The 12695-nt window shown below is 70.3% G+C and carries 12 protein-coding genes; 4 read left to right on the plus strand and 8 right to left on the minus strand.

What is annotated here, in order from left to right:
* Positions 1 to 7: 7 nt before the first annotated feature.
* Positions 8 to 454: a MarR family winged helix-turn-helix transcriptional regulator gene (locus ACFPCV_RS12120; RefSeq protein WP_378056197.1), complete on the minus strand. Its 447-nt coding sequence runs from the start codon at positions 452 to 454 to the stop codon at positions 8 to 10.
* Positions 455 to 494: 40 nt separating this feature from the next.
* Entirely contained in the window at positions 495 to 1940 is a 1446-nt protein-coding gene (locus tag ACFPCV_RS12125) for an NCS2 family permease (protein WP_378056198.1), read from the minus strand.
* A gap of 20 nt (positions 1941 to 1960) precedes the next feature.
* Between ACFPCV_RS12125 and ACFPCV_RS12130 the strand changes: the two genes are divergently transcribed.
* Positions 1961 to 2248, plus strand: a complete 288-nt coding sequence (locus ACFPCV_RS12130; protein ID WP_378056199.1) for a DUF2530 domain-containing protein — start codon at positions 1961 to 1963, stop codon at positions 2246 to 2248.
* Between the two features lie 455 nt (positions 2249 to 2703).
* On the opposite strand, the gene ACFPCV_RS12135 is transcribed toward ACFPCV_RS12130, so the two are convergent.
* Entirely contained in the window at positions 2704 to 5478 is a 2775-nt protein-coding gene (locus tag ACFPCV_RS12135) for a sacsin N-terminal ATP-binding-like domain-containing protein (RefSeq protein ID WP_378056200.1), read from the minus strand.
* The gene (locus ACFPCV_RS12140) at positions 5475 to 7238 is read right to left on the minus strand and encodes a DUF3027 domain-containing protein (RefSeq protein WP_378056201.1); all 1764 of its coding nucleotides are present in this window, start codon (positions 7236 to 7238) and stop codon (positions 5475 to 5477) included. The genes ACFPCV_RS12135 and ACFPCV_RS12140 overlap by 4 nt, the downstream gene beginning before the upstream one ends.
* A 54-nt stretch (positions 7239 to 7292) precedes the next feature.
* Here ACFPCV_RS12140 and ACFPCV_RS12145 point away from each other — a divergent pair, with 54 nt between their 5' ends.
* The 3 genes from ACFPCV_RS12145 (at position 7293) to ACFPCV_RS12155 (ending at position 10602) form a co-directional block, all read left to right on the plus strand.
* Positions 7293 to 8090, plus strand: coding sequence for a glutaminyl-peptide cyclotransferase (locus ACFPCV_RS12145; RefSeq protein ID WP_378056202.1), 798 nt, complete (start codon positions 7293 to 7295; stop codon positions 8088 to 8090).
* 67 nt (positions 8091 to 8157) lie between these two features.
* Positions 8158 to 10107, plus strand: a complete 1950-nt coding sequence (locus ACFPCV_RS12150; RefSeq protein ID WP_378056203.1) for an MFS transporter — start codon at positions 8158 to 8160, stop codon at positions 10105 to 10107.
* Positions 10108 to 10116: 9 nt separating this feature from the next.
* Positions 10117 to 10602 carry a DUF2771 family protein gene (locus tag ACFPCV_RS12155; RefSeq protein WP_378056204.1) on the plus strand — a complete coding sequence of 162 codons (486 nt, stop codon included), beginning with the start codon at positions 10117 to 10119 and terminating at the stop codon, positions 10600 to 10602.
* On the opposite strand, the gene ACFPCV_RS12160 is transcribed toward ACFPCV_RS12155, so the two are convergent.
* From ACFPCV_RS12160 to ACFPCV_RS12175, 4 genes are all read right to left on the minus strand, one after another.
* Positions 10599 to 10985, minus strand: a complete 387-nt coding sequence (locus ACFPCV_RS12160) for a cold-shock protein (RefSeq protein ID WP_378056205.1) — start codon at positions 10983 to 10985, stop codon at positions 10599 to 10601. The two genes, ACFPCV_RS12155 and ACFPCV_RS12160, sit on opposite strands and share 4 nt — an antisense overlap.
* Positions 10986 to 11085: 100 nt before the next feature.
* A complete protein-coding gene (locus ACFPCV_RS12165; RefSeq protein WP_378056206.1) occupies positions 11086 to 11628 on the minus strand; it encodes a 3'-5' exonuclease in 543 nt (180 codons plus the stop codon).
* An 11-nt stretch (positions 11629 to 11639) separates the two neighbouring features.
* Positions 11640 to 11801, minus strand: coding sequence for a DUF397 domain-containing protein (locus ACFPCV_RS12170; RefSeq protein WP_378056207.1), 162 nt, complete (start codon positions 11799 to 11801; stop codon positions 11640 to 11642).
* Complete coding sequence (locus ACFPCV_RS12175; RefSeq protein WP_378056208.1) at positions 11798 to 12631, minus strand: helix-turn-helix domain-containing protein; 834 nt, start codon at positions 12629 to 12631, stop codon at positions 11798 to 11800. Before ACFPCV_RS12175 ends, ACFPCV_RS12170 begins: the two co-directional genes overlap by 4 nt.
* Positions 12632 to 12695: the final 64 nt, after the last annotated feature.

Here is a 12695-nt window from a genome sequence, read left to right on the forward strand (position 1 = left end):
TCCGCCACTAATCCTGTTGGCTCGCCATCCTGTCGATGATCTCCGCCGCGCGGGAGAGCAGATCCCGTTCCGCATCGGTGAGTTCCGCGAGCCGCTTGTCCAGCCAGGCCTCGCGCGCGGAGATGTCCGCTCGGATGTGCGCGCTCCCCTCCTCGGTGATTTCTACGATGGCCTGCCGGCCGTCACTGGGATGCGGTCGACGGCTGACGTAGCCGAGCTCCTCGAGAGCAGCGATCACCCTTGTCATCGACGGTGGCTGGACGACCTCCTTGGCCGCGAGCTCACCAGGGGTGAGGGGGCCACACTTGTAAAGGCAGAACAGTGCGGAAAGCTGGGTGAGCGTGATCGAGGAGCTGGTCCGCTGTGCGCGAAGCCTGCGGTTGAGCCGCACCACCGCCAGCCGCAGGCGGCTGGTCAGGGAGCTCTCGGCTACGTCCTGCCCCTTGGTCGACACATAGTTAGCATACCTCACGAGTTGACCCCAGTCACTCGACTCAACCGAACGCTGCCCGGATCGGGCCGATCGCGAAGTAAACCACGAACGCTGCGGCCACCACCCACACGAGCGGGTGGATCCCCCGGATCCTGCCGGTGGCCGCGCGGATCAGCACGTAGCTCACGAACCCGGCGCCGATGCCGTTGGCGATCGAGTACGTGAACGGCATGACCACGATCGTCAGGAACGCGGGCAGCGCGATCGTGAAGTCGGCGAAGTCGATCTCCTTGATCTGCGCCATCATCAGCACGCCGACGATCACCAGCGCGGGCGCAGCGGCCTCGACCGGCACCGAACTGTACAGCGGCGTGAAGAACATCGCGGCGATGAACAACAGGCCGGTGACCACGTTGGCCAGCCCGGTCCGCGCGCCCTCCGCGATGCCCGACGCCGACTCGATGTAGACCGTGTTGGATGACGACGACGCCGCGCCACCCGCGACCGCACCGAGACCGTCGACGAACAGCGCCTTGCCGGTGTTGGGCAGTTTGCCGTCCTTGTCGACGAGCTTCGCCTCCTTGCCGAGACCGGTCATGGTGCCGATGGTGTCGAAGAAGTCGGTGAGGACCAGCGTGAAGACCAGCAGGCAGGCGGTGATGATCGGCACCTGCACCCACGCGTCGAAGTTCACGTCTCCGAGCAGCGACAGGTTCGGGGTGTCGACGACCTGGTCCGGCACTCCCGGGTAGCCGAGGTTCCAGCCCTTGGGGTCGGTGCCCATCGACGGCCCGGCGTCGACGATGGCCTCGAGGATGATCGCGAAGACGGTCGTGGCGACCACGCCGATGAGGATGGCGCCCTTGACCCGCCGCGCGACGAGGATGCCGGTGAGGATCAGCCCGACCACGAACACGAGCGTGGGCCAGGACGCGATCGAGCCGTTGATGCCGAGTCCAACCGGGACGGTGGTGTCGGCGGCGTCGGGCAGGCGGCGCACGAACCCGGCGTCCACGAGCCCGATGAGCGTGATGAACAGGCCGATGCCGACCGCGATGGCGGCCTTGAGCGATGGCGGGACCGCGTTGAACACGGCCGTCCGCACCCCGGTCACGACGAGGATCAGCACGATGACACCGTTGACGAGGACGAGCCCCATGGCGGCGGGCCAGGACATCTGCGGCGCGATCGACACGGCGACGAACGCGTTGATGCCCAGTCCGGTGGCCATCGCGAACGGGTAGTTGGCGACGAGTCCGAAGAGGATCGTCATGACCCCGGCGACCAGCGCGGTGACGGCCGCGACCTGGTCGGTGGGCAGGAAGCCGCCGAACTTGTCGGTGTGCGCCGGGTCGTCGGCGAACGAACCGATGATCAACGGGTTCAGCACGACGATGTACGCCATGGTCACGAACGTGACGAGCCCACCGCGGACCTCACGGCCGACGGTGGACTCACGCTCGGAGATCTTGAAGAACCGATCGAGGGCGGCTGTCCTGTTTGCCATGGCCCGGTAGCCTCGCGCATGTGTCCGACGTAGGGAAACCCGACCCGGGATTCGAAACACAGAAGTCACCTCCACCGCTGCCCGACCGGCTGCTGGCGCTGTCGCCGCTGGTGTACGTGGGAACGGGACTGTGGGTGGTGGCGCTGGGCGTGCTGCTCGTGGGGCGGTACGCGTTCGACGTGTTCCCGCCGATCTGGCTGTGGACCGCGCTGTGGGGAACGGCCCTGGGGCTGATCGGCCTCCCGGTGATGGCCTGGCAACGCCGCGCCTCCCGCCGAGGCCACCGAGGCGCACAACACGTCCAGTAGCCACCGCCCGACGCCCACGACGATTCGCCGTAGTCCTGAGGCGCCGCGAACGCGAGACGCGCGCCGATGCCCCGAAAGCGTCGTTCAGGGCACGGCATCCGCTCCCGCGCAGCGGGTGCCGAGCGCGCAGCGCGCGGCCCGGTGCCGTAAGGGCGCGTTCACGGCATATCGAGTGCCGTGAATGGGCCATTCAGGGCGCTCAGCGCCCTGAACGCGCCTTTCAGGGCATTGCCACGCCGTCAACCAGCACCAAAGCCCCCGCGAAGCGGGGCCCGGACCGACGCAACCCCCACCCGAACCCGGGGGCGTCCCGCCATGCCAGTCTACCGGCCCCCGCCGACAAAACAAGCCCAGCAAGCCCAACTGTGGACAACCAGTACGGCTGTGGACAACTGCGACTCCGGCGCCGTCGGCTGTCGGTCCTGCCCGTTAGGCTGGATTCGGGGGCCGGAGGCTCACGCGTCGTGGTTTTCCGGGTCTTCCAGCAGCGCGGTCAGCAGATGGCGGTCCGCCCAGCGGTCGGTCACCCACGCCAGCGCCCGGCCCAGTCCCGGCGACGAGTCCTCGCAGTGAACGGTCTCGCCGGCCACCCACCACGGCACTCGCCTGCCGCCGACCGTCAGTCCGTCGTGGACGACCGATCCCCCGGGCGGCACCGGGATGCCGATCAGGTCACACACGTCGACGACCGCGCCCAGATCTGCCCACCGCACCGGCTCGCCCGTGCTGTCCGGCCCCGTCGGAGCGGCCTCCGACGCGACGGGGATGTCCAGCAGCTCGGCCAGCGGCACCGCGAGGTCGGCGTCGATCGCCACATAGCCGTCGGTCACCGGCGCCAGCCACGGGACGTCGAGCACGGCCGCGTTGTCGGTGACCTCACCCTCCGTGGTGCGAACCTCGGGCGGCGGGTCGAGGTCGGCCGGGTCGACCACGTCGTCGCGAACCGCGTCGGCCAGCGCGGTGTACGCGCGCCGGATCATGCCGCGGGTCAGCGTGCGCGCCGGGTCGCTCAGCCGGTCCAGCAGGTCCTCGGCGTCCTCCGTGGACTCGACGGACAGCTCGGCGCGGACACCCATCAGTTCCTGGAGGTGTGGTTCCAGGTCGGCCGGGGCCACGTCGTACAGGCCGGTCAGCTCGCGGGCATCGGGCAGGCGCCAGTGCGCGGGCGGCTCACCCGCCAGGAGCGCGTGATGGGCGATCCACCACGCGGTGTAACCGCTGCGCATCACCCGCCAGGTGTCGGGTTCGCTTGCCAGCAGGCGGATCGCGGCCGGCCACGCGTCATCGGCGACCAGGTCGAGGTCGCGGACCGCCTCCAGCCGCGCCGGTGGTTCCGGCTGGTCGTCCCACCAGTCGGTTTCGTCGGCGAGGTCGTGGTCGGGACCCGTCGGCGCCTCGTCGACGACGACCGTGAACCTGTCCAGGACCCCGACCGCGGCCAGCACGTGCGGTGACCACTGGGCAGCGATGTCCTCGGCGAGCACACCGACGGGTGAATCCTCGGCCAGGACGGTGAGGAACTTCGTACCGGGGAGAGCGAGTTCGTCGGCTCGGCGCGGGTCGCCGTCGGTGTCACGGAGTGCCAGCGCACCGAGCCACGGTTCGTCGCCGGGACGGATGCCCGCCTCGGTCACCAGCCGCAGCACCGTGTTCGCGAGGGCACTGGTGTCCAAACCGGACTCGGCGTCCTCGATGCTGTGTTCCACCTCGCTGGCCATGCCGGCGAGAAGCTCTTCCGCGCCACCGTGTTGCGCGCCGAGCCGTTCCAGCAGCGGGTGCACGGCATCGGGATGCACGACGTGCACGTTGTCCATACTGGACAGATCGAGGTCGGCGATGAGCACGCCACGCGGACCGGGCACCGTGCGCCCGTCGGCGAGCGGAACCGGCAGCGCGCCGAGATCGTCCGCTGCTGACGGATCGTTGTCGACGATCTTGCCCAGTGCCTCGTACAGGACTCGCCATTCCGCTGGCGGACGGGTGATCCCGGTGAGCGCGTCGATCACATCGGACAGTCGCAACTGGACCACGTCGAGCGCGGCGAGCGCGGCGACGTGGTCGACGAACTCCGCTCGCACCAGCCCTGGGACATACGGAGCGACGGACTCGGCCAGCTCCGCACTGGGCACGGGAAGCAGCCGCGCCTCGGCCGGGGTCAGCGGCTTGTCGTCGAGCGCGGACGGCAGCCACGGTGTCACCCGAAGCTGCTTCAGCACACCGTCGCGAAGCTTCTCGTCCACTTCGGACAATGGAAACCGTGGCAGCGGCACCACTTTCGGCCGGTCGCCGGGTTCGAGCTGGTCGAGCAGCCGGGGGTAGGCGCGCGCGGCCGCGGCGAGCACCTGATCGGTCGCGACACCGGGGCGGACCCGCCGGCGGGACGGCTCGACGGGAAGGCTGGCGATCAGCCTGGCGGGCAGGGAAAGCCGCTCGTCCGTCGGCGTGGGCGCGTGGAGGACGTCGGTGTCACGCAGCAGCGGACCGCCGTCCATCCGCAGCGCCCAGCAGACCGTCCACTGCAGACGTGCTTCGGCACCGAGACCCGGGTCCGGCGGCAACTCCCCGTGATCTCGGACGACGACCCACTGGGTGACGCCGTCCGGGCCGTGGATGCCGGCACCGTCCCGCCACCAGACGTCACCGTCGATCTCGATGCGGGTGAGCGCGTCGAGGGACAGGAGGATGTCGACGGCCTGCCCGCGGAACACGTCGAGGTCGACGGTGTCCCGCAGCGGCAGGCGGACCTCGGTGGCGAAGCCGTCCGGCGGGGTTTCGTCGGTGGGCCAGGGAAGGCGGAGCACGGGAACCCGGTCGCTGGCCGCTTCCCGGCGGGTGCGTTCGGCATCGAAGGCGACGCCACCGGAGGTGGAGACGATGCGGGGCGCGTCGGTGACCGTGAGCACGGCGGCGAAACCGACGCCGAACCGGCCGACGCCGTGTTGCTTCGCGGACGCGCGGAGGGAGGCCAGCGCCTCGACCCCTTGGCGGGTGAGAGGTTCACCGGTGTTGGCGACTCGCAGCTCACCATCGACAAGCGACACGCGGAGCACACCGCCGGTGCCCGCGGCGTCGGCGGCGTTCTGGGCAAGCTCGATGAGGAGCCGGTCCCGGTACCCGCCGAGGACGAGGTCTTCCTCGGCGTTGGTGTCCTCACGGAGGCGGGTCGGCGAGGACCGCCATGAGCCGAGCACCGATTCCCGCAACGCGGCGGTGCCGAACGGATCGGTCACTCGCGGCGGGTGGACTCGTCGGCCGTCTCGGCGGTGACCACCGGTTCGATGTCGGCGGGCGCCGCATCTTCACTGGTGGGAGCAGGCGAACCTGCCACAGGAGACGGTTCCGCGGACGAGGCGCTCGACACGGCTTCCGGCTCGGCGACAGGAGCTTCCGCCGCGGCGGGCTCGACGACCGAGGTGCCCGGCTCCGACTCCGGTGCCACCGGCGCAGCGTTCGGCGCCGCTTCGGAGGAGGCCGGATCCACCTCGGCGACGGAAGCTTCCGTCGCGGTCTGCTCGTCCGCCGCTGGCTCGGGAGCCACGTCTGCTTCCGACTCGACGGCAGGAGCTTCGATCTGCCCAGCCACTGACGCGGTCGGCTCCACGGAAGCAGCACCCGGCTCGGCTTCGGAAGACGCCGTTTCGGGCTCGGCATCCGCGGGCGCGCTCACCTCGGCGTCGGAAGACACCGCATCCGGCCCGGCAGCAGCAGATGCGGCCACCGGAACGGTCGACTCCGCCGACTCGGCAGTCAGGTCGGCTTCCTGCGCTTCGGGTTCGACATCGGCGAGCGCACTCACCTCGGGAGACGCCTCTTCCGGTCCGGCAGCAGGAGCCTCAGCCTGCCCAGCCACCGGAACGGTCGGCTCCACAGAAGCAGCACTTGGCTCGGCCTCCGAAGACGCCGCTTCGAGATCGGCGACAGGAGCTTCGGGCCCAGCCGACTCGGCAACCGGAACGGTCTCAGCCACCGGCGCCGACTCCGCGGGCGCACTCGCCTCAGCCTCGGGAGACGCCGCGTCGACGGCAGGAGCTTCAGCCTGCCCGACGACCGAACCGCTCGGCTCGGCCACCGGCTCGGCAGGCGCACTCGCCGCAGCATCGGGAGTGGTCGCCGACTCGGCGACCGGAACATCCGCCTGCTCCACAACCGCAGCACTCGGCTCCGCCACGGACTCGGCGGCCGCGCTCTGCGCATCGGCGGCCGCGGCTTCCGGCTCGGCGACCGGGACTTCGTCCACGACCGCCAACGGCTCCACGTCCAACAGGGCGTCGTCGTAGATCAGGTCCGCCACCAGCACCGGGCTCACCTGCTCCACCTCGGCTTCCGAGTGCGCGCCGCAGCCGTACTCGGTGTGGACCACGTGCCCGTCCGCGGGCGAGATCTCGTTGCCGCACGTGCCGAAAGCCGCCCGGAGCGACCCGGCCAGCGGAAGGTAGAAGCCGCACGTGCCGCAGTGGGCCGGGGCGCTCCTCGCCATGTCGGACCGGGGCCCGAACTCGCTCTGCTGCCAGCGGTCGGCCACGTCCAGCCTGGCCGGTCGCGACATCACGCGAACCCGCCCCAGGCCCGTCTCCGTCGCCACCTCTTCGACCGCTGGGTCGTCCGACTCCAGGTAGGCCGGGACGAGGCGGGGGTCGTCGGGCGCGGTGGGCAGCAGGTCACCGACACCGAGGTCGCCTGCCTGAACCCGGTTCTGCCACGGAACCCACTCCGGCGCCACCAGTGCGGTGGCCCCTGGAAGGAGGACCACCTCACTCACCGTGACGTCCGTGTCCGGGCCGGCCGAGGTGATCGTGACCGCCCAGCGCCAGCCCTGGTAGCCGGGCTTGTCGGCCTCGAAGAAGTGCGTTACCGCCGCCTCGTCCTCGATGTGGTGTTCGACGTAGTCGCCGACGAGTTCGTCGCCCGCCTCCTCCTGCGCGGCGGCACGCGCGAGGTCGACCTCGGCCACCAGGGCGGGGTCGTTCAGGTCAGACTGCTGCACGCTCATCGCCCCCGATTGTGCCCCACCGCTCCGCGCGGCCCGACGGCGGTCGTGCAAGGCTTGGGAACCGTGCGGGCACAACTCGCCTTCGCGGGCGTTCTTCTCCTGGCCGGCTGTTCCGCCGCGCCGGATTCCGCGCCTGCCTCTCCCACCGCTCCCACCGCTCTGACCGTCGACGTGGTCGGCACTGTCCCGCATGATCCGCGGGCCTTCACACAGGGGCTCGAACTGGTCGACGGCGTGCTCTACGAGGGCACCGGGCTGGCGGGGCGGTCGAGCATCCGTGCGGTCGACCCGGAGACCGGGGAGGTCACCAAGCAGGTCGATCTGCCGGACGACCTGTTCGGGGAGGGCATCACGGTCGCCGGTGACTCGATCTGGCAGATCACCTGGCAGGACGAGGTCGCGATCCGCCGGGACCGGGACACGCTCGCCGAAGCGGAGCGGGTGAGCTACGACGGTGAGGGCTGGGGACTCTGCCACGACGGTGACCGGCTGATCATGAGCGACGGCAGTGACCGGCTGACCTTCCGTGACGCCACGACGTTCGACACCACCGGAGAAGTCCGGGTCAGGTCCGCCGACGGCGAGCCGGTCACCAACATCAACGAGCTGGAGTGCGTGGCCGGGCAGGTCTACGCGAACATCTGGCAGACCGACCGGATCGTCCGGATCGACCCCGCCGACGGACGGGTCACCGCCACCGTCGACCTCGCCGGGCTGCTGCCCCGGGAGGACCGGGCGGGCACCGACGTGCTCAACGGGATCGCCGCCATCGACGGCACCGACGAGTTCCTGGTCACGGGCAAGTTGTGGCCGACGATGTTCCGGGTGAGGTTCGTCACCCCTGATCCGTAACCTGGTGGTGGGATCCCCTGAAGGGGTGGGAACGTCAAGGGCATCGCAAGGCGCTGGGTACGGCAGGATGGACGGCGTGATTCGTTCCGGTTCGGGAGACGCGCAGGAGCACGACGGCCGCGGTCGTGGCTCCGGCAGGAAGCGTCGCCGCAGCTGGACCAAGCAGCAGGCGCCGAACTGGCGGCCCCAGCAGCAGCCACCGCCGCCCCCGCAGCCGACGCGCGCGTACGAACCGCCGCGTGACGAACCCCGCCAGGAGCCACTGACCAGCGCGATCCCGGCGGCGAGTCACTACCCGCCGCCGGAGGACCTGCGCAAGACGCGGCCGGTCCGCCGCCAGCCACCACCACCGGAGCAGCCGCCCGCGCGCCGGGACTGGCGGGACGTGCCACCACCGCGCCGCTCGCTGCCGCCCGTGCCGCCGACGCGGCCGATGGACTACGACTACGACGGCAGGCCGCCGGAGACCTACGGCCCAGACGGCTACGCGCCCGACCACCAGGGCCCCCGTGACCAGCAACAACCGCCCCGGCCACCCGCCGGGCCCCAGCCGACGGCCATCGCACCCGGACCGCCGGAACCGCCGTCCGCGGCCGCGCCGGGGTTTCCGAAGAAGCTGACGGTCACGCGGGTCGCCGCGCTGCGGAGCAAGCAGCTCACGAGCAACGCGGCCGCCGCGTTCAAGCGGGCCGTGAACGCCGACGGCGCCGACAAGTCCGGGCTCACCGCCCTCACCTACGCGACGATGCTCAACTACGCGAGCGACGCGGCGATGGCCGTCGCGCTCGCCAACACGCTGTTCTTCTCCGCGGCGAGCGCCGACTCGTCCAAGGGCAAGGTCGCGCTCTACCTGCTGATCACGATCGCGCCGTTCGCGCTGCTCGCGCCGGTCATCGGGCCGATGCTGGACCGCATCCAGCGCGGCAGAAGGCTCGCCATGTGCGCGACGTCGGTCGGCCAGGCGCTCGCGTGCGTCGTGATGGCCACCAACTTCGACGGCTGGCTGCTCTACCCGGCCGCGCTCGCGAAGATGGTGCTGTCCAAGTCGTTCACGGTGCTCAAGGCGGCGGTCACCCCGAGAGTGGTGCCGCCGGACATCACGCTCGCCAAGACGAACGCGCGCCTCACCACGTTCGGCCTGGTCGGCGGGGCCGCGTTCGGCGCGGTCGCCACGTTGTTCCTGCAGTTCTTCGGCTCGTCGGGCGCGCTGTGGTTCACCGCGGTCATCTGCGCCTTCGGCGCGGCACAGGCCATGCGGATCCCCGCCTGGGTCGAGGTCACGGAAGGCGAGGTGCCCGCGTCCCTGTCGGCGCGCCCGGAGAAACCGAGACGACAACCGATGGGCCGCAACGTGGTCGTGGCCCTGTCCGGCAACGCGACGATCCGCGTGCTCACCGGCTTCCTCATGATGTTCGCGGCGTTCGCGGTGCGTGCGCAGACCGAGGGCGAGCCGTTCAAGCAGTTGCTGCTGCTCGGCATCATCGCGGGCGCGGCGGGTGCGGGCAGCTTCCTCGGCAACGCCGTCGGCGCGCGCCTGCACCTCGGGCACCCCGACCAGATCGTGCTCAGCTGCATCAGCGGCAGCCTCGCGTCGACGGTGATCGCGATGGTCATGGAGGGCATCGCGACGGCCGCGATCGTCGGCCTGGTCGGCGCGACCGCCAGCGCGCTGGCGAAGAACAGCCTCGACGCGGTCATCCAGGACGACCTGCCGGAGGAGTCCCGCGCGTCCGCGTTCGGGCGGTCGGAGACGGTGCTGCAGCTGGCGTGGGTGTTCGGTGGCGCGCTGGGTGTGCTGCTGCCGCCGACGTTCTGGCTCGGTTTCCTGGTCGTGTCGGTGCTGCTGGCGTTCGGCCTGGTCCAGACCATGCTGACGCGCAAGGGTCAATCGCTGCTGCCGTGGTTCGGCGGTGAGCGGCCGGTGCGGCCGTGGCGGACCGCGACCGGACCGCAGCAGGCACCACCGCAGGCCGTGTTCCAGGAGGGGCCGCCGCCACCGCCGCAGGACCGCACGTAGGCTCAGGCCGTGCGCAAGCTGCTGGTCCTGGTGCCGCTGGTGCTGTCGGTGCTCGCGGGCTGCTCGTCCGCTCCCGAGCCGGAGGCGCCGCCGCCGAACATCGACTTCCTCATCGCCGGCAAGAAGACGACCGCGAAGCCGTTCCTGTACTGCGACATCAAGGTCGAGAACTGCAAGCGTGACAACACCGCCATGCTGGAGCTGCCGGTGCCACCGGGCACGCCGGTGCGGGTGACCGTGCCGAAGGACGTCGCCGACACCCCGTGGTCGGTCGTGATCCAGTACACGACCGCGGCCGGTGAGCAGATGGCCCCGGTCACCGTCGCCACCTTCTCGCCCGGCAAGGAGACCTCGTTCGAGGCGCTCCCGCCGGGCGAGGGCGACCAGCTGCAGACCGTGGAGGTCAAGCAGGCGGGTGGCGTGCTGGTCCGGGGCGAAGCCGGCCCGGAAGCCGTGACCAGGGCGGCGTGGTCGCTGCAGGTGACGGCGGGTTAGGGGTCCAGCTCGCGGGCGACAGCACGGACCACGTCAGCGACCCGCTTGATGTTCTTGCGGTCGGGGTAGCGGCCGCGACGCAGGTCCGGCTGGACCTTCGCCTCCAGCAGCTTGATCATGTCCTCGATCAGGCCGTGCAGCTCCTCGGCCGGGCGGCGCCGTGCCTCGGCGACCGACGGCGGTGGGTCGAGCAGCCGCACGGACAGCGCCTGCGGCCCCCGACGACCGTCGGCGACTCCGAACTCGATGCGTTGACCGGGTTTCAGGCCGGGCACCCCGGCCGGCAGGGCGGAAGAACGGACGTAGACGTCTTCGCCCCCGTCCTGTGTGACGAACCCGAAGCCCTTCTCCGAGTCGTACCACTTGACCTTTCCGGTCGGCACAACGGTCACCTCCACACACAAATGAACGCGCCCCAGGGCGTACCCAGGACGCGTCGTTCCAGCCTATGCCACTTCGCGGCGACGGGGGTAGCCGGTTACGTCACCAGGCGTTGTTCGCCAGCAGATGAAGGACCAGCGCGGCGATGTTCCACGAGTCGTCGTCGCCGCGGTGGTGCCGGCCTTCGAGCGGCAGCCCCGCGATGCCGAGGGCCTGCGCCATGCCCGGCCGTCTGCGGAGGTGGTGCGCCTCGGTGAAGCGGAGCTTGGCGTTGGTGTGGTCCGCGCTGAAGGGGTACCCGGTGCCGGTGTGCTCGCACTGGCGCGTGAACTGCTTGCGGTCGTAGTCGCCCCAGCTCGCCCACGGGAGCGTGGCCGTGTCGTGGTCACGGGCCAGCGTGCGGCACGCCTCGGCGAACGGGACGCCCTCGTCGACCTCCTCCTGCGTCAGCGAGGTCAATTCCGTGCAGAACGCGCTCACGCGGGACCGCTGCGGACGCACCAGGACGCGGTGTTTGCCCAGGCGCGTGCCCGCCGCGAGATCGACGACGGTCAGGCCGATCTCGATGATCTCGCTCACCTCGCCGGGCGGAGGCGGCCCGTCCCAGCAGGTCGCCTCCACGTCGACGACGTTGATCGAGCTCACATCGCGGAAGTCTAGGGACGCACGCGCAGGAACCCGAGCAGTTTTCGGGTCGCCACCTCGGGCACCGGGAGGATCGCCTGCGGGGATTTGCTGTCCCTGATCGCGGCGAGATCGCCACGCAGCTCAACACAGTTGCCGGTCGGGCCGGACCGGGAGGACTTCCGCCAGCTCACAACAGCTCCTTGTGGATCTCGTCAATCAAAGCTTGGCTTGCAGATGCGGACAGAGCCAGCTTATCCAGCTCCGCCGCCAGGCGGACATAGCTTTCCGCAGTCTCGTCGTGCAGGAAGACGCTGCCGTCAATGGCTTCCACGTTCACCACCGGGCTGGTGTTCGGGAACTCCATCAGCAACCAGGAATGAGTCACCAGACACGAAGGGAAGTGTTCGGCGAGCACCCGCACCCGGATACCCCTGATCCGCGCGGCGAGAAGGGCCTGTAGCTGGTTACGCATGGCTTCGCGCCCGCCGAACGGCGTCCGCAGCGCCGCCTCGCCTAGGAATGCCTCGTAGTCGAGGTTCCCGAGGATCTGCTGTCGGCGTAGACGAGCCATCCATCGCGCCTCGATTTCCCCCGAGGCGGCCCCGAACGATCGCATGAGGCCGACCGCGTAGTGATAGGTCTGGAGCAGCCCCGGGATCAGGTTCACCGACCAGTCGGTCAGGCGGAACGCGTCCGCCTCGTAGCTGGCGATGGCACCCATGTCCATGGGCACGCCTGGCAGCGGCAGGTCCCACCAGCCGCTGGCGTTGCCCGCCCGCGCGGACTCGATCAGCTCCTGCCGTTGCGCGGGTGGCAGCCGGTAGATGGTCGAAATGGTCGCGACGTCCTCCGGTGAGATGTGCCGCTTCCCCGTCTCGATGCGCGACATCGTGCTCGGCGACCACTGCGCCAGCGCGGCCGCGTCCTCGAGGGAAAGCGTCGTCCGTTCTTTCCTGATCGCCCGCAAACGGGCGCCGATGATCCGGTCCCGTGCCCGGGGACCTTTTCGTGCCCCACTCATGTTCCTGTTTCTTTCCGCCTTCGCAAGCACCGCCGTCTTGCCCGCGGTAAAGCTACCGTGCAGA

It is taken from the genome of Actinophytocola glycyrrhizae, assembly GCF_042653545.1.
Taxonomy (GTDB): domain Bacteria; phylum Actinomycetota; class Actinomycetes; order Mycobacteriales; family Pseudonocardiaceae; genus Actinophytocola; species Actinophytocola glycyrrhizae.

What these genes read in the sequence shown, in the direction of transcription:
- ACFPCV_RS12125 (WP_378056198.1), bottom strand. Translation starts at nt 1,940, where the DNA reads ATGGCAAACAGGACAGCCGCCCTCGATCGGTTCTTCAAGATCTCCGAG.
- ACFPCV_RS12140 (WP_378056201.1), bottom strand. Translation starts at nt 7,238, where the DNA reads ATGAGCGTGCAGCAGTCTGACCTGAACGACCCCGCCCTGGTGGCCGAG.
- ACFPCV_RS12150 (WP_378056203.1), top strand. Translation starts at nt 8,158, where the DNA reads ATGGACGGCGTGATTCGTTCCGGTTCGGGAGACGCGCAGGAGCACGAC.
- ACFPCV_RS12175 (WP_378056208.1), bottom strand. Translation starts at nt 12,631, where the DNA reads ATGAGTGGGGCACGAAAAGGTCCCCGGGCACGGGACCGGATCATCGGC.